At 67.7% G+C, this 20,416-nt stretch carries 21 protein-coding genes; 15 read left to right on the forward strand and 6 right to left on the reverse strand.

Annotated features, from left to right (window positions below):
- Positions 1-16: 16 nt before the first annotated feature.
- From fdhF to QFZ42_RS12510, 3 genes are read left to right on the forward strand one after another with little or no spacing between them, the layout of a single operon-like run.
- Positions 17-2,890 (forward strand): formate dehydrogenase subunit alpha, encoded by a 2,874-nt coding sequence (fdhF, locus tag QFZ42_RS12500; RefSeq protein ID WP_307701257.1) that lies wholly within the window; start codon positions 17-19, stop codon positions 2,888-2,890.
- Entirely contained in the window at positions 2,887-3,723 is an 837-nt protein-coding gene (gene fdhD, locus QFZ42_RS12505) for a formate dehydrogenase accessory sulfurtransferase FdhD (RefSeq protein WP_307701258.1), read from the forward strand. Before fdhF ends, fdhD begins: the two co-directional genes overlap by 4 nt.
- Positions 3,724-3,734: 11 nt before the next feature.
- The gene (locus QFZ42_RS12510; RefSeq protein ID WP_307701259.1) at positions 3,735-3,959 is read left to right on the forward strand and encodes a formate dehydrogenase subunit delta; all 225 of its coding nucleotides are present in this window, start codon (positions 3,735-3,737) and stop codon (positions 3,957-3,959) included.
- 56 nt (positions 3,960-4,015) lie between these two features.
- On the opposite strand, the gene QFZ42_RS12515 is transcribed toward QFZ42_RS12510, so the two are convergent.
- The gene (locus tag QFZ42_RS12515) at positions 4,016-4,663 is read right to left on the reverse strand and encodes an ABC transporter ATP-binding protein (protein ID WP_307701260.1); all 648 of its coding nucleotides are present in this window, start codon (positions 4,661-4,663) and stop codon (positions 4,016-4,018) included.
- Between the two features lie 96 nt (positions 4,664-4,759).
- Between QFZ42_RS12515 and QFZ42_RS12520 the strand changes: the two genes are divergently transcribed.
- The 4 genes from QFZ42_RS12520 (at position 4,760) to QFZ42_RS12535 (ending at position 8,111) form a co-directional block, all read left to right on the forward strand.
- The gene (locus QFZ42_RS12520; protein WP_307701261.1) at positions 4,760-5,434 is read left to right on the forward strand and encodes a response regulator; all 675 of its coding nucleotides are present in this window, start codon (positions 4,760-4,762) and stop codon (positions 5,432-5,434) included.
- On the forward strand, positions 5,421-6,815 hold the full coding sequence (locus QFZ42_RS12525; RefSeq protein ID WP_307701262.1) for a sensor histidine kinase: 1,395 nt from the start codon (positions 5,421-5,423) through the stop codon (positions 6,813-6,815). The genes QFZ42_RS12520 and QFZ42_RS12525 overlap by 14 nt, the downstream gene beginning before the upstream one ends.
- A gap of 164 nt (positions 6,816-6,979) precedes the next feature.
- Positions 6,980-7,666, forward strand: coding sequence for a TerC family protein (locus tag QFZ42_RS12530; protein ID WP_307701263.1), 687 nt, complete (start codon positions 6,980-6,982; stop codon positions 7,664-7,666).
- Between the two features lie 10 nt (positions 7,667-7,676).
- Positions 7,677-8,111, forward strand: coding sequence for a universal stress protein (locus tag QFZ42_RS12535; RefSeq protein ID WP_307701264.1), 435 nt, complete (start codon positions 7,677-7,679; stop codon positions 8,109-8,111).
- A gap of 14 nt (positions 8,112-8,125) precedes the next feature.
- Here QFZ42_RS12535 and QFZ42_RS12540 read toward each other — a convergent pair whose 3' ends face one another.
- Positions 8,126-8,530 carry a RidA family protein gene (locus QFZ42_RS12540; protein WP_307701265.1) on the reverse strand — a complete coding sequence of 135 codons (405 nt, stop codon included), beginning with the start codon at positions 8,528-8,530 and terminating at the stop codon, positions 8,126-8,128.
- Positions 8,531-8,685: 155 nt separating this feature from the next.
- Here QFZ42_RS12540 and QFZ42_RS12545 point away from each other — a divergent pair, with 155 nt between their 5' ends.
- The gene (locus tag QFZ42_RS12545; RefSeq protein ID WP_307701266.1) at positions 8,686-9,606 is read left to right on the forward strand and encodes a LysR family transcriptional regulator; all 921 of its coding nucleotides are present in this window, start codon (positions 8,686-8,688) and stop codon (positions 9,604-9,606) included.
- A 21-nt stretch (positions 9,607-9,627) separates the two neighbouring features.
- Here QFZ42_RS12545 and QFZ42_RS12550 read toward each other — a convergent pair whose 3' ends face one another.
- The 4 genes from QFZ42_RS12550 to QFZ42_RS12565 all read right to left on the reverse strand — a co-directional run bounded on the left by QFZ42_RS12550 (position 9,628) and on the right by QFZ42_RS12565 (position 12,961).
- The gene (locus QFZ42_RS12550; RefSeq protein ID WP_307701267.1) at positions 9,628-10,431 is read right to left on the reverse strand and encodes a MetQ/NlpA family ABC transporter substrate-binding protein; all 804 of its coding nucleotides are present in this window, start codon (positions 10,429-10,431) and stop codon (positions 9,628-9,630) included.
- Between the two features lie 163 nt (positions 10,432-10,594).
- Positions 10,595-11,206: an alkylhydroperoxidase domain protein gene (locus QFZ42_RS12555; RefSeq protein ID WP_307701268.1), complete on the reverse strand. Its 612-nt coding sequence runs from the start codon at positions 11,204-11,206 to the stop codon at positions 10,595-10,597.
- 12 nt (positions 11,207-11,218) lie between these two features.
- Positions 11,219-11,863: a CMD domain protein gene (locus QFZ42_RS12560; protein ID WP_307701269.1), complete on the reverse strand. Its 645-nt coding sequence runs from the start codon at positions 11,861-11,863 to the stop codon at positions 11,219-11,221.
- A gap of 15 nt (positions 11,864-11,878) precedes the next feature.
- Positions 11,879-12,961, reverse strand: coding sequence for a putative FMN-dependent luciferase-like monooxygenase (locus QFZ42_RS12565; RefSeq protein ID WP_307701270.1), 1,083 nt, complete (start codon positions 12,959-12,961; stop codon positions 11,879-11,881).
- Positions 12,962-13,200: 239 nt separating this feature from the next.
- On the opposite strand from QFZ42_RS12565, the gene QFZ42_RS12570 reads away from it, so the two are divergent.
- The 7 genes from QFZ42_RS12570 (at position 13,201) to QFZ42_RS12600 (ending at position 20,406) form a co-directional block, all read left to right on the forward strand.
- Positions 13,201-14,916, forward strand: a complete 1,716-nt coding sequence (locus tag QFZ42_RS12570) for a rhodanese-like domain-containing protein (RefSeq protein WP_307701271.1) — start codon at positions 13,201-13,203, stop codon at positions 14,914-14,916.
- Positions 14,917-14,995: 79 nt separating this feature from the next.
- Entirely contained in the window at positions 14,996-15,844 is an 849-nt protein-coding gene (locus tag QFZ42_RS12575; RefSeq protein ID WP_307701272.1) for a transporter substrate-binding domain-containing protein, read from the forward strand.
- Positions 15,845-15,939: 95 nt separating this feature from the next.
- Complete coding sequence (locus QFZ42_RS12580) at positions 15,940-16,767, forward strand: transporter substrate-binding domain-containing protein (RefSeq protein ID WP_307701273.1); 828 nt, start codon at positions 15,940-15,942, stop codon at positions 16,765-16,767.
- On the forward strand, positions 16,764-18,005 hold the full coding sequence (locus QFZ42_RS12585) for an aminotransferase class I/II-fold pyridoxal phosphate-dependent enzyme (protein WP_307701274.1): 1,242 nt from the start codon (positions 16,764-16,766) through the stop codon (positions 18,003-18,005). The genes QFZ42_RS12580 and QFZ42_RS12585 overlap by 4 nt, the downstream gene beginning before the upstream one ends.
- Complete coding sequence (locus QFZ42_RS12590; protein WP_307701275.1) at positions 18,002-18,748, forward strand: amino acid ABC transporter permease; 747 nt, start codon at positions 18,002-18,004, stop codon at positions 18,746-18,748. The genes QFZ42_RS12585 and QFZ42_RS12590 overlap by 4 nt, the downstream gene beginning before the upstream one ends.
- On the forward strand, positions 18,738-19,580 hold the full coding sequence (locus QFZ42_RS12595; protein ID WP_307701276.1) for an amino acid ABC transporter permease: 843 nt from the start codon (positions 18,738-18,740) through the stop codon (positions 19,578-19,580). Before QFZ42_RS12590 ends, QFZ42_RS12595 begins: the two co-directional genes overlap by 11 nt.
- On the forward strand, positions 19,567-20,406 hold the full coding sequence (locus QFZ42_RS12600) for an amino acid ABC transporter ATP-binding protein (RefSeq protein ID WP_307701277.1): 840 nt from the start codon (positions 19,567-19,569) through the stop codon (positions 20,404-20,406). Before QFZ42_RS12595 ends, QFZ42_RS12600 begins: the two co-directional genes overlap by 14 nt.
- Positions 20,407-20,416: the final 10 nt, after the last annotated feature.

The following is a 20,416-nucleotide window of genomic DNA, read 5'->3' on the forward strand; positions in this document are numbered from 1 at the left end:
TTCCAGGAGACACTTCATGCTGAACCCATCGCAAGACATCGACTACGGCACGCCCAGGCGCGAGTCCACCGAGGAAGTCACGCTCGAAATCGACGGCATGCCGATCACGGTGGCCAAGGGCACCTCGCTGATGCGCGCGGCGGTCGACGCGGGTGTGCAGGTGCCCAAGCTGTGCGCGACCGACAGCCTGGAGCCCTTCGGCTCCTGCCGGCTCTGCCTGGTGGAGATCGACGGGCGCAAGGGCTACCCGGCCTCGTGCACCACGCCGGCCGAGGCCGGCATGAAAGTACGCACGCAAAGCCCTCGGCTGCAGGAACTGCGCAAGGGCGTGATGGAGCTCTACATCTCGGACCATCCGCTCGACTGCCTCACCTGCGCCGCCAACGGCGACTGCGAGCTGCAGGACATGGCCGGCGTCACCGGGCTGCGCAATGTTCGCTACGGCTACGACGGCGCCAACCACCTGAAGAGCGCCAAGGACGAGTCCAACCCCTACTTCACCTACGACCCGGCCAAGTGCATCGTCTGCAACCGCTGCGTGCGCGCCTGCGAGGAAACGCAAGGCACCTTCGCGCTCACCATCAGCGGCCGCGGCTTCGAGTCGCGCGTATCGGCGGGCCAGGACCAGCCTTTCATGGAATCCGAATGCGTGAGCTGCGGCGCCTGCGTGCAAGCCTGCCCCACCGCCACGCTGCAGGAAAAATCGGTGATCTGGCTGGGCCAGGCCGAGCACAGCGCCATCACCACCTGCGCCTACTGCGGCGTGGGCTGCGGCTTCAAGGCCGAGATGAAGGGCAACGAAGTGGTGCGCATGGTGCCCTGGAAGGACGGCAAGGCCAACGAAGGCCACTCGTGCGTGAAGGGCCGCTTTGCCTGGGGCTACGCCACCCACAAGGACCGCGTGCTCAAGCCCATGATCCGCAGCAAGATCACCGACCCGTGGCAGGAAGTGAGCTGGGACGAAGCCGTCAACTACGCCGCCAGCGAGTTCCGCCGCATCCAGGCCAAGTACGGCACCGATTCCATCGGCGGGCTGGTGTCGTCACGTTGCACCAATGAAGAAGGCTACCTGGTGCAGAAGCTGGTGCGCGCGGCGTTCGGCAACAACAACGTCGACACCTGCGCGCGCGTGTGCCACTCGCCCACCGGCTACGGCCTGAAGCAGACCATGGGCGAATCGGCCGGCACGCAGACCTTCAAGTCGGTCGAGAAGTCGGACGTGATCATGGTGATTGGCGCCAACCCGTCCGACGGCCACCCGGTGTTTGCCTCGCGCATGAAACGCCGCCTGCGCGCCGGCGCCCGGCTGATCGTGGTCGACCCGCGCACCATCGACCTGGTGAAGTCGCCCCACGTCAAGGCCGACCATCACCTCAAGCTCAAGCCCGGCACCAACGTGGCGGTGATCAGCGCCATGGCGCATGTGATCGTGACCGAAGGCCTGGTCGACGAAGCCTTCGTGGCCGAGCGCTGCGAGGCCAAGTCGTTCAACGAGTGGCGCGAATTCGTCGCTCGCCCGGCCAACTCGCCCGAGGCCATGGAAGCAGTGACCGGCGTGCCAGCCGCTGACCTGCGCGCCGCCGCGCGGCTGTTCGCCAAGGGCCATGACGGCAAGAAGAACGCCGCCATCTACTACGGCCTGGGCGTGACGGAGCACAGCCAGGGCTCGACCATGGTGATGGGCATTGCCAACCTGGCCATGGCCACCGGCAACGTAGGCCGCGAAGGCGTGGGCGTGAATCCGCTGCGCGGCCAGAACAACGTGCAGGGTTCCTGCGACATGGGATCGTTTCCGCACGAACTGCCCGGCTACCGCCATGTGTCCGACAGCACCGCGCGCGGCAGCTTCGAATCGGCCTGGGGAGTCGAACTGCGGCCCGAACCGGGCCTGCGCATTCCCAACATGTTCGATGCCGCCATCACCGGCAGCTTCAAGGGCCTGTACTGCGAAGGCGAGGACGTGGTGCAGTCGGACCCGAACACCCAGCACGTGGCCGAGGCCATGATGGCGATGGAATGCATCGTCGTGCAGGACCTGTTCCTGAACGAAACCGCCAAGTACGCCCATGTGTTCCTGCCCGGCGCGTCGTTCCTGGAGAAGGACGGCACCTTCACCAATGCCGAGCGCCGCATCTCGCGCGTCACCAAGGTCATGCCGCCCAAGGCCGGCTATGCCGACTGGGAGGTGACGCAGCTGCTCTCCAACGCGCTGGGCTACCCCATGAACTACGCGAGCGCCGAGGAGATCATGGACGAGATCGCCGCGCTCACGCCCACCTTCACGGGCGTGAGCTACGCCAAGCTGGCGAAGCTGGGCAGCGTGCAGTGGCCGTGCAACGAGGCCGCACCGGAAGGCACGCCGACCATGCACATCGGCGAGTTCGTGCGCGGCAAGGGCAAGTTCATCATCACGCAGTACGTGCCGACCGACGAGAAGGTCACGCGCATGTACCCGCTGATCCTGACCACCGGGCGCATCCTGTCGCAGTACAACGTGGGCGCGCAGACCCGCCGCACCGAGAACAACCAGTGGCACAGCGAAGACCGGCTGGAAATCCACCCGACCGACGCCGAGGACCGCGGCATTGCCGAGGGCGACTGGGTCGGCATCCGAAGCCGGGCCGGCGAAACCGTGCTGCGGGCCACCATCACCGAACGCGTGCAGCCGGGCGTGGTCTACACCACCTTCCACTTCCCCGAATCGGGCGCCAACGTGATCACCACCGACAACTCCGACTGGGCCACCAACTGCCCCGAGTTCAAGGTGACCGCCGTACAGGTGATGCCGGTGATGCAGCCGTCCGAATGGCAACAGGAATACAGCCGGTTCAACGCCTTGCAGGAAGAACTGCTGAGCAAGCGGATCGAAGAAACGGCGGGGGCCAAATGAACCTGGCCGATCTGCCGCTGCGGCCCGGAAGCGCGGAGCTGCTGCCGGTGCGCGGCGTGCGCGCATGCCAGGCTTTCGACAACCGCGACTGGGTGGCCGTGGAAGTGCCGGTCGCGCTGGAGTTCAACGGCATCTCGCATGCCGTGATGCTTGCCACGCCGACCGACCTGGCCGACTTTGCACTGGGCTTCGCGCTCAGCGAGGGCATCCTGCTCGGGAGGAGCGAACTCTATGGCGTCGAGGAAGAGTACGCGCCCGAAGGCATCACACTCAAGCTCGACGTGGCAAGCGCGGCTCTCGCGCGGCTGAAACAGCGCCGCCGTTCGATGGCCGGCCGAACGGGCTGCGGGCTGTGCGGCACCGAGAGCCTGGCGCATGTCTCGCGCACGCTGCCGCCGCTGCCGGATGGCCCTGCACTTTCGACCGGCGCCGTCGCTCGCGGCATGCGGGAGCTCGCATCGCTGCAGGTGCTGCAGAAGGTCACCGGCGCCGTGCACGCGGCGGCCTGGTGCAGCGCGAAAGGCGAAGCGCTGCTGGTGCGCGAGGACATCGGCCGGCACAACGCGCTCGACAAGCTCGTGGGTGCGCTCGCAAGAAGCACCGTGCCCGCCTCCACCGGCTTCATCGCCGTGACCAGCCGCGCGAGCTTCGAGATGGTGCAGAAAACTGTCGCTGCCGGCGTGCCGCTGTTGGCGGCGGTATCGGCGTCGACCTCGCTGGCCACCTCGGTCGCAGAAGACGCGGGCCTCACGCTGGCAGGCTTCGTGCGCGGCGACGACCTGGTCATCTACACCCACCCGTGGCGGCTGAACGGCCTGCCCGCCAACGCCTGAGGTTTTCCGCAATGCACGTCGATCAGCTGATTCGCATGGTCAACCAGATGGGCAACTTCTTCGAAGCCATGCCCGACCGCGGTGAAGCGCAGCACGACCTCGCGCTGCACCTGCAACGCTTCTGGGAGCCGCGCATGCGGCGCGCGTTGCTTGCGCACCTGGACGCCAGCGGATCCGGCGAGTTGAATGCCGTGTCGGCCGAGGCGATCCGCCTTCACCGGGCGCTGCTGGACTAGCGCCGTTACCGGCGCAGTCGCGGGGCCGGAAGTCCGGCTGCCGGCTGCCCCGTTCCTTAACGAAGCGGCAGTTCGATGCGGCCGGCGAGCGGAATCTGCGGAACGTGTTCGAGGCGCGCGCTGCTGGCGATGACGATCGCGCGGCCCGCGCGTCCGGCCTGCGATTCGACGGCCTTCCACAGGCAGCCGATCGACCGCGCATCGAGCGCGCCTTCGGGCTCGTCGAGCAGCACCAGCGGGCGGCCCGAAGCCAGGGCGGCCGCGAGCCAGACCTTGCGCTTCGATCCGGTGGAAAGCATGTACATCGGCTTCTCGATGTGCGGCAGCAGCGAAAACCCCTCGACGAGCGCCTGCCACAGCGCCGGGTCGAAGCCTGCGTCGCCCTCGCTCAAGGTGGCGGTGCAGGCGCGCGCGGTCACCTGGTCGAACGCATCGGTGGCCGGATCGCAGAAAAACACATGCCGCTTGTAGGCTTCGGGCTCTGCGTCCAGGCGCACGCCCGCAAGCATCTGCCTCCCGGAAGCGGGGAGCGTGCCCGCCATCACGCGCAGCAAGGTCGACTTTCCGGTGCCGGTGTCGCCGTACAGCAGCGTGATGCCCTGGTCCAACGAAGCGCTCCAGCCGGACACCAGTGCAGGCTGGCCCGCATAGGAAAAACTCAGGTCCTGAAGCTGGAGGATGAAGGGCGGTGTGGGGGAAGTCATGTTCGGGGAGTCCTCTTCGGATTCTGCGGGAAGATGATCGTCGCGGACCATTCCGGTTAGCATGTTCGCCCACATACGGGCGGGGCGAATGGATCAATGCGGATATTGCTTGTAGAGGACGACAAGGTACTGGCGGACGCGCTCTCGCGCGCGCTGGTGCAGTCCGCCCACGCCGTCGACATCGTCTCCACCGGCGAAGAGGCCGACCATGCGCTCTCGCTCGGCATCTACGACTTGGCGATACTGGACATCGGCCTGCCGAAACTGAGCGGACTGGACGTGCTGCGTCGGCTGCGAGCGCGCCGGTCGACCATGCCCGTGCTGATGCTGACCGCCTTCGACACCCTGCAGGACCGCGTCCGCGGGCTCGACCTGGGCGCCGACGACTACCTGGCCAAGCCGTTCGACCTGCCGGAACTCGAGGCGCGCGTGCGGGCGCTGCTGCGCCGCAGCACCAACTCCACGCCTTATCTGGAACACGGCCTGCTGCGCTTCGACACGGTGGGCCGCCGCGTGTTCTACGACAAGAAGCCGCTCGATCTGTCGCCGCGCGAGCTTGCCGTGCTGGAACTGCTGATGATGCGCGAAGGGCGCGTGGTGGGCAAAGAGCAGATGGTCAACCATCTCTACGGCTGGGGCGACGAGGTCGGCGAAAACGCGATCGAGGTCAACGTCTACCGGCTGCGCAAGAAGCTGGAGCCGCTCGGATGCGAGATACGCACCGTGCGCGGCATGGGCTACCTGATGGATCGCGGCGATGCGGAAACCTGAGCCCAGGCTGCAGCGCAAGCTGCTGGCCTGGCTGCTCGGGCCGCTCGCCGTGCTGCTGGTGCTGGACACAGGCGCCGCCTACTGGAACTCGCTGCGGTTTTCCAACCTCGCCTATGACCGGGCGCTGTACGAGATCGGACGCGAGATCGTGCTGCACGTGAAGCTCGACGGCACCCGCCCCCGGCTCGATCTCTCCGAGGCCGCGGGCAACATCCTGCTGCTCGACCAGGAAGACCTGCTCTTCTACCGCGTCGTCGCCGACGACGGCACCGCGCTCGGAGGCGATGCGGAAATGCCGCCGCCGCGCGGAGGCGAAGAAGCCGGCAAGCCGCGCTTCTACCGCGACACGGTCCGCGGCGAGCCGGTGCGCATGCTGGTGGCGCGGATGCCGGTCGACGCCAAGCCCGAAGCGCCGATGGTCCTGGTGCAGGTCGCCGAAACCCTGCACAAGCGCACGCGCTTCGCATGGGAGATGGTGGCCAACGTGGTGGTGCCGCAGTTGCTGCTGATCGTGATGGCCACCGCGGTGGTCTGGTTCGGCATCTCGCGCGGGCTCGAGCCGTTGCAGCGGCTGCGGCGCGCGGTGTCGGACCGCTCGCACCTGGACCTGAGCCCGATCGACACGCACGACGTTCCGGGAGAGGTGCGGCCGCTGGTGGATGAAGTCAACGAACTGATGGCGCGGCTCGGGCGAACCTTCGATTTCCAGAACCGCTTCGTGGCCGACGCCGCCCACCAGCTGAAGACGCCCGTGAGCGGCCTGAAGGCCCAGATCGAGCTGGCGCTGCGGGAGAGCGACCCGGAGCGCGTGCGCCATTCGCTGGCGCAGCTTTACATCAGCGCCGATAGGCTGTCGAGGCTGGTGCGGCAGCTGCTTTCGCTCGCCCGCAACGAGCCCGGCGCGCTCGACGCCATGCAGCTGCAGGCGCTCGACCTGAATGCCTACGCCCTGGAGGTCAGCATGGACTGGGTGCCGCAGGCGCTCAAGCGCGACATCGACCTGGGCTTCGAGGGCGTCGAGCATCCGCTGGTGATCAACGCCGACCGCGACCGGCTGCGCGAACTCATCAACAACCTGATCGACAACGCGATCCGCTACAGCCAGCCCAGCGGCCGCGTGACCGTGCAGGTGGGCCCTGGCGAGAACGACCAATGCCGCCTGGCCATCAGCGACGACGGCCCCAGCGTGCCGGTGGAAGAGCGGGCGCGCATCTTCGAGCGCTTTCACCGGCTCCTCGGCACGCAGGAGGACGGCAGCGGTCTCGGCCTCGCCATCGTCAGCGAGATCGCCACGCTGCACGGTGCGCGGATCACGCTGGAGGAAGACATCGACGGCGTGGGCAACACCTTCAGCGTCTTCTTCCCGCTGCGAGCGGCCTGAACCTGCCGGCTCGCGAACCCGCCGCATCGGCCGGTTGTAAGCTGGCTGACAGCTGGCAGACAAGTGGCTGACAGCCTGCCGGCAGAAAGGTGACAGCGCAGGTCCGTAGCCTCGACCACGTCGGAACCGCAGTGGTTCCGCGTCCACTTCGAGGAGACACCCCCATGTCGTTTTTGACCAGTCCGGATTTCTGGATTGCCCTGTCGCAGATCATCCTGATCAACATCGTCCTGAGCGGCGACAACGCCGTTGTCATCGCAATGGCTTCCCGCTCGCTGCCGCCCGCGCAGCAGAAAAAGGCCATTCTGTTCGGCAGCATGGGCGCGATCGTGCTGCGCGTGGTCCTGACGTTCTTTGCCGTCTACCTGCTCACGCTGCCGTACCTCAAGCTGGTCGGCGCCGCGCTGCTGTTCTGGATCGGCATCGGCCTGCTCAAGGGCGATGACGGCGAGGAAAACCTCGACGGCCACTCCAGCCTGGCTGCGGCCATCAAGACCATCGTCGTCGCCGACCTGGTCATGAGCCTGGACAACGTCGTCGGCGTCGCAGCCGCGGCCAAGGGCAACGTTCCGCTGCTGGTGTTCGGCCTGGTGATCAGCATTCCCCTGATCATCTTCGGCAGCACCCTGATCCTCAAGCTGATGGACCGCTTCCCGATCATCATCACGCTCGGCGCCGCCCTGCTGGGCTGGGTGGCCGGTGAAATGGCGATGTCCGATCCGGCCATCGCCGGCTGGGCCGCCGACCAGCATGTGCTGCACAAGGTGATTCCCGCCATCGGCGCCATCTCCGTCGTGGCGATCGGCAAGTGGCTGACCAGCCGTCAGCAGCCGGAACCCGCCAACGCCTGAAGGTGCCGGCGTGAGACGGCGCATTCTGGTTCCGATCGACCCGACCGAGCCGGCCCGCACGCGCTCGGCCGTCGATCAGGTCGTGCGCATCTGCCAGCGGGAACCGGCAGCGGTCCGGCTGCTGCGGGTGCAGCCCGCGGTCTCGGGCCACGTCGCGATGTTCTTCGACGCGCAAGAGCTGCGCGAGCTGCAGCAAAGCACGGGCGCCGAGGAACTGCAGTTCGCACAGAACCTGCTCGCCGTGGCCGGCATCTCCTGCACCACCACGGTGGCCATCGGGCGCAGTGCGGAGACCATCGTGGCGGCAGCGCGCGACTTCGGCTGCGACCGCATCGTCTTCGGGCGGGACGAGCCCAGCCTGGCAGGACGGATATTCGGCTCGCTGGCGCAGCAGGTGCGCCAGCTGCTCGGCGCGAGCGGCGACCACCAGGTCATCGGCTCCTGACTCCGCCGGCCGGATCAGCGCTCGCTGGTCTCCGGCAGCTTCGCGATCACCTTGATCTCGAACTGGAAACCGTAGAGCCACGTCACGCCGATGCCGGTCAGCGTCGGGTGCGGCGCGCTCCCCCAATACTCCGGCACCAGCTTCCAGATTCTTTCGAAATTCGACTCCGGGTCGACGATGAAGACGGTGACGTCGACCACGTCCTCGAAGGTGCAGCCCGCCGCCGCCAGGACGGCGTTCAGGTTGCCGAACGCGCGCCGGACCTGCGCCTCCAGCTCGGGCTCGGGCGAGCCATCCTCCCGGCTGCCGACCTGTCCTGAAACGAACAGGAAGCCATTGGAGCGGATGGCCGGCGAATAGCGATTCTTATCGTAGAGCGCCTGGCGCCCGGGCGGAAAAACGACGTCACGTTGAGCCATGGATTGCTTTCTCTTCTTTCCTGAATGGGTCGTCGCCGACCCGGTCATCACGATGAAGGGACTTTAGGCATTCGTGCCTGCCGGATAAACGGGCCAAGCCAACAATCACTGTTTGCGGAATCCAAACAATCTTCGAATCAGCAGGAGCAGCAGGCATGGACCGTTTCGATGCGATGCAGGCATTCGCCCGCGTGGTGGAAGCAGGCAGCTTCACCAAGGCGGCCGAAACGCTTCACATGAGCAAGACCAGCGTGACGCAGCTGGTGCAGCAGCTGGAGGCACGGCTGCGGGTCAAGCTGCTCAACCGCACCACGCGCAAGGTCAACGTCACTGCCGACGGCGCGGCCTACTACGAGCGCGTGGTGCGCCTGCTGGCCGACATGGACGATGCGGAGACCAGCCTGTCCAGCGCCGCGGCGCTGCCCCGCGGCCGCCTGCGGGTGGACGTGCCCAGCCCGCTGGCGCGCACGATCCTGGTGCCGGCCTTGCCGGCCTTCCACGCCCGCTATCCCGACATCCAGCTCGACATGGGCGTGAGCGATCGCGTGGTCGACCTGATGGGCGAGAACGTGGACTGCGTCGTGCGCGGCGGCGAGCTCACCGACCGGTCGCTGATGGCACGCCGCGTGGGCGACCTGCAGCTCGGGGTTCATGCGGCGCCGAGCTACCTGGCACGCGCCGGCGTGCCCTCGCACCCGCTCGAGCTCGAAGACTCGCATCACCGCATCGTGGGCTTTTTGTGGTCACGCAACGGCAAGACCTTTCCGTACGCGATGCACCGCGATGGCGAACGCATCGAGGTGCAGGGCCGCTATGTGCTGTCGGTCGACGATGGCAATGCCTACCTCGCGGCTGGCCTCGCGGGCGTGGGCGTACTCTGGCTGCCGGACTACATGGCCAAGGCGCACGTGGCGCGCGGCGAGCTGGTGCCGCTGTTCGAGGGCTGGCAGCTCGACCCGATACCGCTGTACGTGGCGTTTCCGCCGAACCGGCATGTCAGCGCCAAGCTGCGCGTGTTCATCGATTGGGTCGCCGAGCTGATGGCGCGGCATGCGCCGGTCGGCCGGGATCGATGAAGCCCGCGAAGTCTTTATCGCTCAGAAGGCCGGGATCACCGCACCCCTGTACTTGTCCTGGATGAACTTGCGGACCTCCGCCGTATGCAGCGCCGCCACCAGCTTGGCGACGGCGGGCGAAGCCGCGTTGTCCTTGCGCGAGGCGATGAAGTTGGCGTACGGCGACTTGCGGCCGTCTTCGATGAAGAGCGCATCCTTGCCCGGGTCGAGCTTGGCCTCCAGCGCGTAGTTGGTGTTGATCAACGCCTGGTCCACGTCCGGCAGCGCACGCGGCAGCTGCGCGGATTCGAGTTCGCGGATCACCAGCTTCTTCGGATTGGCGACGATGTCGCGCGCGGTGGACTTGATGTTGCTCGGGTCCTTGAGCTTGATGAGCCCTTCGCGTGCCAGCAGCGACAGCGCCCGGCCCGAGTTCGACGGATCGCTCGGGATCGCGACGATGGCGCCCTCGCGCAGCTCGGAAGCCTTCTTGATCTTCTGCGAATACGCGCCGAAGGGCTCGATGTGCACGTCGCTCCCCGGCACTTCCACGATGTCGGTCTTGCGGTCCTTGTTGAAGGACTCCAGGTACGGACGGTTCTGGAAGAAGTTGGCGTCCAGCTGCTTCTCGCTCACCGCCAGGTTCGGCTGCACGTAGTCATTGAACACCTTGACCTGCAGATCGACGCCCTGTGCCTTCAGCTGCGGCCGGATGAATTCCAGGATCTCCGCATGCGGCACCGGCGAAGCGGCCACGCGCAGCACCTCTTGCGCCTGTGCGGCGGCGGCCAGGCCGGCAATGGCGAGCGCCATCAGAGAAAACGCGCGTCGGGTTGAAAGCAGCATGATTTTGGATTCCCTCGATAAACAGGTTGTGTTGGCCCGCTTTCTTCCATGCGAGAAAGCTTGGGTGCCGCAGGTTAGCCGCGCTGCCTCCAACCCCAAACAACGGATCAGAGCTTCCATATTCGTTTTTCGCATTCGACGGAATGCGAAACGGCATGCATGCCTATGCGGCCACGCTTTGCTGCGGCTCCCCCAGCGACAGCATGAGCCGGTTGGCCCAGTTGAAGAAGGCCGCGCCGTGGATGACATCGGCAATCGCGAGGTCGTCCAGCCCCAGCGCGCGCAGTTGCTCGACGTGCTCGGCGCCGAACGCGGACGGTGTGGACGACAGCGCAACCGAGGCCGCGACGATCGTGTTCCAGCGTTCGCCCAGGTCGGCCTGCACGCCTTCGTCCAGCAGGCGCTGTACGTCGTCCGTGCGCTGCGAGAAATGCGAGGCGAAACGCGCATGCACCGACGCGCAATAGATGCAGCCGTTGTAGCGCGAGGCCGCAGCCGCCGAGAGTTCACGCTCGGCACGCGGCAGCCCTGCTTCGGGGTTGTAGAAGATGTCCTTGTCTGTGCGTGTGCGGGCACCCAGGATGTCGGGGTCGCGCGCCAGCAGGCGAAAGTACGGCGACTTGGCGCGCGACGCGTCCACCAGTCCTGCGAAATGCCGCTCGGTCAGCTCGGCCTCGGGCAGCGGCTCGAGCCAGGGCAGCCATTCGAGCTGCGCCTGCGTGAAGGCGATCGGGTGGGTGTTGTCGGGGTGACTAAGAGTCGATTCGGCGGCCATGTGTTTCTCGGGTCAATCGACAAGGGTGACGGGACGTTGCGCCAATGCCCCGAGGCCGGTGACGACGCGGATCTGGAATGCAAGAAAGGCCACGAGTTGCGACAGCGTCACGATTTCGGTGCTGGACCACCCGGCATCGAGCAGCGACTGCAGCGCCGCCGCGCTCGCATCGCGGGGGTGGAAGACGAGCAGGTGCGCATGCGCGAGTGCGCTCGACAACCGCTCGCCGAGCACCTGCCGCTGTGCATCGCCGACCGCATACGACGGGCCCGCGGCGTCTTCGGCACTCAGCGGGCCCGCCGGATAGCGGCCGTACGGTCCTGCTGCGGCGCCGCGCTTCGTTTCGCCGGCGATAGCCTCCAGCACTGCAGCCTCCGCACCCTGCCCGGCCAAGCCGTCGGCATAGAAGCGCGCCGCTTCGGCCTGCCCGTGCAGACCTGCGACGAAGGCCGCGATGGCGAACCGATCCACGATTTCGAAATTCCCGATGAGGGGCGGCACGGGCGCGAACAGCGAAAGATAGCTCTGCTGCGCATGCGTGCGCGCCTGCTCGCGCTGGGCACGAACCCGGTCGAGGTGGCTGCCCGGCGCGATGCCGGCGAGCCGGTCGATGACGTCGGGCACAGCGGATGCGGATGAAGAAACGGTAGCGTTCATACAGTGGAATCCAGCTTAGAGAAGTGCAAGGGATTGAAGGTCGGAGACGCCCTCCCCGCGCGTCCAGCCCAGGGCCGGCGCGACGACGGAGGCCGTCAGTTCGACGGAGCGCAGGATCGCCTCGTGCGGCGGATCGACGGAGTGCACCTGGCAGACCAGGTCAGTCACGCGCGCGAGCGTGCTGTCCGCGCGCAGCGCGGCGATCACGTCGTCCGGCGAGCCGACGTGCACGTCGTAGGCGGCAATCAGCTGTTCGAGCGACGCATCCGGGCCGGCACGGTCTGCCAGGCCGACCTGTCCTGAAGCAGCGAAGCGGGCCGCCGAGCGGCGCAGCCCGATGTCTGCAAGACGCAGGGCCTCCTTGCGGGTCTCCGCCACGAAAACGCTGCGCGAGCCGACGATGCGCGGTGCACGGTCGGGCGGCAGCGCGGCCAGGTAGGCGTCGACGATCGGGTTCTGGATGTCGGCAAGCGAAGCATCGGGCGCGTGTTCGGGGCGCGGCTGCGTGCGCGACAGCATCAGGCCATCGCCGGCCTCGCCCGCGCGCCTGCCGCCGCTGACCGAGAACGTGGCTTGCCAGATGCGGTCCAGCAACTGCGACGCCGCGGGGTACAGCGTGTCGCCGCCCACCAGCGGCTGCCCGGCCCATGCCGCGCGCACTGCGGCAAGCTGCCTCGCGAAGATGGCAGAGCGGTCGTTGCCGTCCAGCCCGAAAGCCGCAAAAGATTCGGGTGTTCCGCCCGTGCCCACGCCTACCTCGAGCCGGCCGCCGGAGAGCAGGTCCAGCACGATCGCGTCCTCGGCCACGCGCACGGCGTTCTCCAGCGGCAGCGTGACGATGCCCGTACCCAGGCGGATGCGCTTCGTGCGCGAAGCCACATACGCCAGGAACACGAATGGCGACGGCAGCCCGCCCTCGTGTTCGTGGAAGTGGTGCTGCGCCACCCAGGCGGAGTCGAAACCGCAGGCCTCGGCATGGGCGATCTGCGCGGCGACAAGACGATAGCGCTCGGCGGCGGAGACCTCGTCCAGCAGGCGGCTGAAGAAGCCAAGGCGTAGGGGTCGCAAAGGGTGTGAAGGGTGAAAAGGGCCGGGCATCCGGAACAGACCAGGTTGTCGAAGAGCCTTCGAGTCTTGCCTGCGCCGCGGGACTAAGGAAATCCGGTTTTCGCGCTTGGTTATGCGATTAGCGCGTTTGCCGGAGCGCGATTCCGATGCCGCTCAGGCCGTCGGCGCGAGCACGATCTCTCGCCGCCGCGTTTGCTTATGCGGAAGTCTTCGTAGCAGCGCGTGCGTCGAGAGGCTATGGTGCCGCCGACCTTTTCTTCAGCGCACTCATGTCCACCACCGCCGCAATTTCCACCCCTGCTTCCGCCCCGGCGGTTGTTTCCGCATCAGCGTCGGCATCCGCCATTTCCGCGGCCACCTTGCACCAATGGCTGCAGGACGGGCGCGAACTGGCGCTGCTCGACATTCGCGAGCATGGCCAGTACGGCGAAGGCCATCCCTTCTTCGCAGTCCATGCCAGCTACAGCCGCCTCGAAACCGAGGTGGCGCGCCTCGTGCCGCGGCGTGCCACCCGCACCGTGCTGTTCGACGACGGCGATGCGGACTCGGCCTTGGCGCACAGGGCGGCGGGCCGCCTTGCGGCGCTCGGCTACGACGACGTGTCGGTGCTCGCAGGCGGTGCACCGGCCTGGTCTCGCGCCGGGCACACGCTGTTCAAGGGCGTGAACCTGCCCTCCAAGACCTTCGGCGAAGTCGCCGAACACGCCTTTGAAGTGCCGCACATCGACGCACGCACGCTGGCCGCCTGGCAGCGCGCGGGCGAACCGCTGCTTCTTCTCGACGGCCGCACGCTCGAAGAACACCGCAAGATGACGCTTCCCGGTGCCGTTCCCGTACCCAATGGCGAGCTGGCGCTGCGCTGGCGCGCGCTGGTGTCGGATCCGGCGACGCCTATCGTGGTGCACTGCGCTGGGCGCACGCGCAGCATCGTCGGCGCGCAGATCCTGCGCGACCTCGGCGTACCGAATCCCGTGTTCGCGCTGGAGAACGGAACCCAGGGCTGGGCACTCGCAGGCTTCGAACTCGAGCGCGGAAGCGCCAGGACACTTCCACCTGCACCCGATGCAGCGCAGCGCCAGGCCGCACGCGACGACGCCGGATCGGCGGCGCAACGCACGGGCGTGCCCGTGCTCACCGCCGCCCAGGCGCAGGACTGGCTCGACGACGGCACCCGCACCACTTTCGTATTCGACGTTCGCACCGCGGAAGAATTTGCCGCCGGTGGCCTGCAAGGCGCACGGCATGCACCGGGAGGCCAATTGCTTCAAGCCACCGACCTGCAGATCGGGGTGCGCCACGCGCGCGTCCTGGTGCTCGACGACGATGGCGTGCGCGCCCCCGTCGTGGCGCTGTGGCTGCGGCGGCTCGGTCTCGATGCGGCCCTGGTCGAGGACGGCCTCGCCAGTGACCTGCGCGTACCGATGCGCGCACCCGCCAGGCTTCCGCCGACGGTGGCAGCCCTGGACGCGGACGCACTGTCCGCATTGCGCGGACACAACGGCCGCCTCGACGACCGCCTGCCCGCCGTGCTCGATCTGCGACCCTCGCCGATCTACAGGGCGCGCCATGCACGCGGTGCGATCTGGTCGATCCGGCCGCGCGTGGTCGCCGATGCCCGCGTCGCGACCGGCGGCAACCCGCAACACCCGGTGCTGCTGATCGCACCCGACGAAACCCTCGCGCGCCTGGCCGCCCAAGACTTGAGCGAAGCCGGCTGGCAGCAGCTCTCGTGGGCCAAGGCCGAAGCGCTCGAGGCCGCGGGCTGGCCCCAGCTGGCCACACCCACATCGCCGCCCGACGCCGACGCCATCGACTACCTGCTCTTCGTGCACGACCGCCACGACGGCAACCTCGATGCCGCTCGCCGCTATCTCGACTGGGAACTGGGCCTTGTCGCCCAGTGCGCGCCCGATGAACTGGCCAGCTTCCGCGTGCCGACCGGTACGCACGAAAGTTTGCGCGGAAATCCGCATATCGATAGTTGAAGGTGTTCGTTGCAGCGGCAGTCGCGGCCTCGCAAGATCGCTGTCTGCCTTGCTTCGCCTTTTTTGATCCTTTCATTCGATGATTTTTCGCTCGCGCCTTTCATTCTTCTCTTCCCGCACCGCGGCCGCGCTTGCCACGGTCGTCAGCCTGTGGGCGGGCGTGGCCCACGCCGACGCCACGCTCGACCGCATCAAGCAGCGCGGCAAGGTCGCCATCGGCGTCATGGTGAGTGGCGGCCCTTTCGGCTCCATCGACCCCGCCACGCAGCAACTGATCGGCTGGAATCCCGACCTGGCGCGTGACCTCGCGAAGCAGCTCGGCGCCGAGGTCGAACTGGTGCAGGTGCAGCCGTCGAACCGCGTGCAGTTCCTGCAGTCGGGCAAGGTCGACCTGCTGATCGCCTCGATGGAATACAACGCCGACCGCGGCGAGATCCTGAGCCATGTCCCCACGCCCTTCTACCGCGTGGGCGGCACCGCGGCCGTGCTCAAGACCAGCGGCATCGCCAAGTGGGAAGACCTGCGCGGCAAGATCGTCTGTGCCTCGCAAGGCAGCAGCTACGTGAAGCCGCTGCAGGAACAATACGGCGCACAGGTGCGCGGCTTCAAGACCTCCGCCGAATCGCTGCTCGCGCTGCGCGGCGGCAACTGCGTCGCGGCGGTGCATGACGCCACGCTGATCCAGCCGCTGCTGCGCAGCAGCGCCGAATGGGCCGGCTATGCGGCGCCCATCACCGACGAGATCCTGCCCGCACCCTCCGTGGTCTGGACCCGCAAGGGCGAGGCCGACACCGTCGCCGCCGTCGACAAGGTGGTGAAGCAGTGGCATCGCAGCGGCTGGCTGATCGAGACCGAGAAGCGCAACCACATCGAACCGCCGCAGCCGCTGCTGCCCGAACTGCAGGCCAGGCTGCGCGCCGCGCCCTGAGCGGCCGCGGCAGCGCCGTTGCACGCTGCACTTCTTTTCAGGGGAGCCTTGCAAGACGGCTCCCCGCACTTTCGTTTTTCCCCGATTTCGATGCCATGACACCACGCCTTCTCGTTTCTTTGCTGCCTGCCTTCCTCCTGGCGGCGAGCGCCGGCGCCGCACATGCGGACGCCACGCTCGACAAGATCAAGCAACGCGGCAAGCTGACCGTCGGCGTCATCCTCTCCGGCCCGCCTTTCGGCACCATCGACCCCGCGACGCAAAAGCCGGTGGGCTACAACGTCGAGCTGGCCGAGGGCGTCGCCACGGGCTTGGGCGTGCTCCTCGAAACGGTTCAGGTGCAGCCATCGAACCGCGTGCAGTTCCTGCAGCAGGGCAAGGTCGACATCCTCATCGCCAACATGCAGTGGACGCAGGAGCGCAGCGAAATTCTGTCTTTCGTGCCCACCCCCTTCGAGGAAGTGGGCGGCGCGGCCATCGCACGCAAGGACAGCGGGCTCGCGCGATGGGAAGACCTGCGCGGCAAGCCGGTCTGCGTGTCGCAGGGCAGCAATTTCACCAAGCCGCTTGCCGAGCAATACGGTGCGCAGATCAAGGCCTTTCGGGGCCAACCCGAATCGCTGCTGGCGCTCAAGGGCGGCAACTGCGTGGCGGCCGTGCACGTGAGCCCGACCCTGCGCGAGCTGGCGGCCGGCAATGCCGACTGGAAGGACTACGCCATCGTCTCGCCTTCGGACCTGATTCCCTCGCCTTCCGTGATCTGGCTGCGCAAGGGCGAGGCCGACACGCAGGCGGCCATCGACCGCATCGTGCAGAACTGGCATCGCACCGGCTGGCTCATCGAGGTCGAGAAGAAGAACGGCATGACCCCCACTCCGTTGCTGCACGAGCTCAAGGCGAAGTTTGCAAAGGCGCCGCTGTGAGCACCTCCAGCTCGGCGCCTCCCGCACTGGCGCTCTCGCAACGCGCGTCACGCGTCAAGCTCTCGGCCAATGCCGCCGCCAGCGCACGCGCCGCCGCCTTGGCTGCGCAAGGCCGCGACGTGCTCGCCCTGACGTCGGGTGAGCCCGATTTCGACACGCCGGCGCACATCAAGCAGGCGGCCATCGACGCGCTGGCGCGCGGCGAGACGAAATACACCGCCACGCCCGGCACTGCCGCATTGCGGCAGGCCATCGTCGACAAGTACCGCCGCGAGAACGACTTCGACTACACGCAAGCACAGATCGTGGTGGGCAACGGGGCCAAGCAGATCGTGTTCGAGGCGTTCGCGGCGACGCTCGATGCGGGTGACGAGGTGATCGTGCCCGCCCCCTACTGGCCTTCGTTTCCGGACATCGTGCGCGTGAACGACGGCACACCGGTCATCGTGCCGTGCGACGAAGCCAGCGGCTTCAAGCTCGCTGCGCAGGCGCTCGAGCAGGCGCTCACGCCGCGCACGCGCTGGCTGATCCTGAATTCGCCGGGCAACCCGACTGGCGCGGTCTACAGCCGGCACGAACTCGAGGCGCTGGCCGCCGTGCTGCGCCGGCACCCTCGCGTGCTGGTGCTCTGGGACGAGGTGTACGAGCACATCTGGTTCGGCGATGCGCCGCCCGCCCACCTGCTGCACGCCGCGCCCGACCTGCGCGAGCGAACGCTGCTGGTCAACGGCGTTTCCAAGACTTACGCGATGACGGGCTGGCGCATCGGCTGGGGCGCCGGGCCCGAGCCGCTGGTGCGAGCGATGGTGGTCATTCAGTCGCAGGCCACGTCAGGTGCCAACGCCATCGGCCAGGCGGCCGCGGCCGCCGCGCTGCAATCGCACGACCAGCGCTTCGTGGGCGAAGCACGCGCCGCTTATGCGCGCCGGGCTGCGCTCGTCGCCAAGGCGCTGGCCGCGGTGCCCGGCATCGCCGTGCTGCCGCCGCAAGGCGCCTTCTTCGTCTACGCGAACTGCGCCGCGCTGATCGGGCGCCTGCGGCCCGACGGCCGGCCGATTGCCACCGACATCGACCTGGCCGACTGGCTGCTCGAAGCCGAGGGTGTGGCTGTGGTCGATGGAGCGTCGTATGGCCTGTCGCCTTACATCCGCCTGTCCATCGCGGCCAGCGATGCCGTGCTGGCCGATGCGGTTCAGCGCATCGGCCGCGCCGTCGCCGCGTTGAAGGCGGCCGGATGACAGGCGGCAGCCTGCTCGCGCAGGCCGTGGCAGCGATCAAGCCGCTGGGTCTCAACTACGCGTTCCTGCTCGACCTGGGCGAACGGCAGGCCTTTCTGCGCGGGCTGGTCGTCACCTTCGAGCTCTGCCTGCTGACCATTCCGTGCAGCCTCGCGGCCGGCGTGGCAATGGCCGCGGCGCTCACCTCGGGCCGCGGCTGGCTCGCGCTACCCGCGCGCGCCTTCGTCGAGGTCACGCGCAACACGCCCACGCTGGTGCAGCTGTACTGTGCCTTCCTGGTGCTCAACATGCTGATCACGCGCCAGCTCGAAGGCGTGGGCGGCAACCCGCTCACGCCTTTCGTGTGGGTGGTGATCGTGGTCGCGATCCACAAGGGCGCCTTCCATGCCGAGGCGCTGCGCGCGGGCATCGAGGCGGTGCCGCAGGTCACGCTCGAAGCGGCGCGTTCGCTGGGTTTTTCGCAGCGCCAGTTGCTGTGGCGGGTGGAGCTGCCGCTGGCCGTGCGCTTCGCCCTCCCCTCTCTGGTCAACAACCTGGTCGACCTCGTGAAGATGACGGCCGTGGCCTCGGCCATCGCGGTGGGCGACGTGACCTACGAATCGATCATGATCTGGACGCAGCGCGACAACGTGCTCGAACTGCTGCTTCTGATCCTGCTGTACTTCGGTCTGCTGACCTGGCTCGTCAGCCTGGCCGGCCGCTGGCTCGAAGGCCGCCTGAGGATGCCTGGCTATGGCCAATGAAGCCGCAGTGAGCGCCATCGACGTGCGCGCCGCGCCCATGCCTGCGTCTGCGTCTGCGTCTGCGTCACGTTTCGACCCGCGCCGGCACCCGTGGCTCGCGGCGCTGGCCGCCACGCTCGCCGTGGTCGGTATCTGGATCGCCACGGGCACCACGCCCGTGGCGCTGGTCTTTCTCTGGCAATGGACACCCGCGCTGCTGCGGGGTCTGCTCACGAACATCGAGATCAGCGTGCTGGCCATGGCGCTCGGCACCCTCGCCGGCCTGGTGGTGGGGGCGCTGTCGCTCTCGCCGTTACGCGCGCTGCGCGTGGTCACGCGCTGGTACGTGCAGCTCTTCCGCAATGCACCGGTGCTGGTGCTCATCTACTTCACCACCTACGTGTTTCCGTTCGAGCTGCGCCTGGCCGCGTGGACCGTGCCGTTTCCCGACTGGATCAAGGTGGTGGCGGGCCTGGCGCTGCCCACCAGCGCGGTGGTGGCCGAGATCTTCCGGGGTGCCATCCAGTCGATTCCGAGTGCCCAGTGGGAGGCCGCGCAGTCGCTGGCTTTCCGCCGCGGCGAGATCTTCCGGCTGATCGTTCTGCCGCAGTGCCTGCGCCGCATGCTGCCGCCGTGGATGAACCTGTACGCCAGCATCACCATGAGCACTGCGCTCGCGTCCCTGGTGGGGGCGCACGACGTGGTGGACACCGCGCAGATTGCCAGCAACACCGTGGCGCGCACCGACTTCACCGTGCTCGTCTACTTCACGCTGCTCGGCGTGTTCTTCGCCTACTGCTATCCGATTGCCCGCGCCACCCGCGCGCTGGAACGCCGCCATGCCCGCCACTGACCCCTCTTCCTCCCCCCTGGTCGCGCTGCGCGGCGTGCAGCTTTCCTTCGGCGCGAATGCGGTGCTGCGCGGCATCGACCTGGACGTGGAGCGCGGCCACGCGGTGTCGATCATCGGCCCGTCGGGCTCGGGCAAGTCGACCATCCTGCGCTGCATCACGGGCCTGCTGCGGCCGCAGCATGGCGAGATCCGCGTCGGCGACACGCGCGTGGACGCACTGCGCACCGAGGCCGAGCTGATCGCCCTGCGCAAGCGCGTGGGCTTCGTGTTCCAGCAATACAACCTGTTCCCGCATCTCACGGTGCTGCAGAACCTGGTGATTGCGCCCACCCGCGTGGCCGGGCGCGACCGCGCCACGGCCGAGCGCGACGCGCGCGCCCTGCTCGACAAGGTTCGCTTGTCCCACAAGGAAGCCGCCTACCCCGGCGAGCTGTCGGGCGGCCAGCAGCAGCGCGTGGCGATCGCGCGCGCGCTCGCCATGCGCCCGGAGCTGATGCTGTTCGACGAGGTGACCTCCGCCCTCGACCCCGAAACGGTCGGCGAGGTGCTCACCGTGATCCGCGACCTGGTGCGCGATGGCCTGACCTGCGTGCTCGTCACGCACGAAATGCGCTTTGCCGAAGAGATCAGCGACACGGTGTACTTCACCGAAGCCGGGGTGATCGTCGAGCACGGCCCGCCCACGCGCATCTTCGAACAGCCCGAGAGCGAGCGCACCCGAGCCTTCCTGCACCGTGCACTGGGCGAAGGCCCGCGCACGCCGCCGGCGCGACCCGCCCCGATTCCCGAAGCGCTACCCTTCGATCGTCTGCGCTTCGCACTCTGAAACCCCACCG

This window comes from Variovorax paradoxus, assembly GCF_030815855.1.
In the GTDB taxonomy this organism is placed as follows: domain Bacteria; phylum Pseudomonadota; class Gammaproteobacteria; order Burkholderiales; family Burkholderiaceae_C; genus Variovorax; species Variovorax paradoxus_M.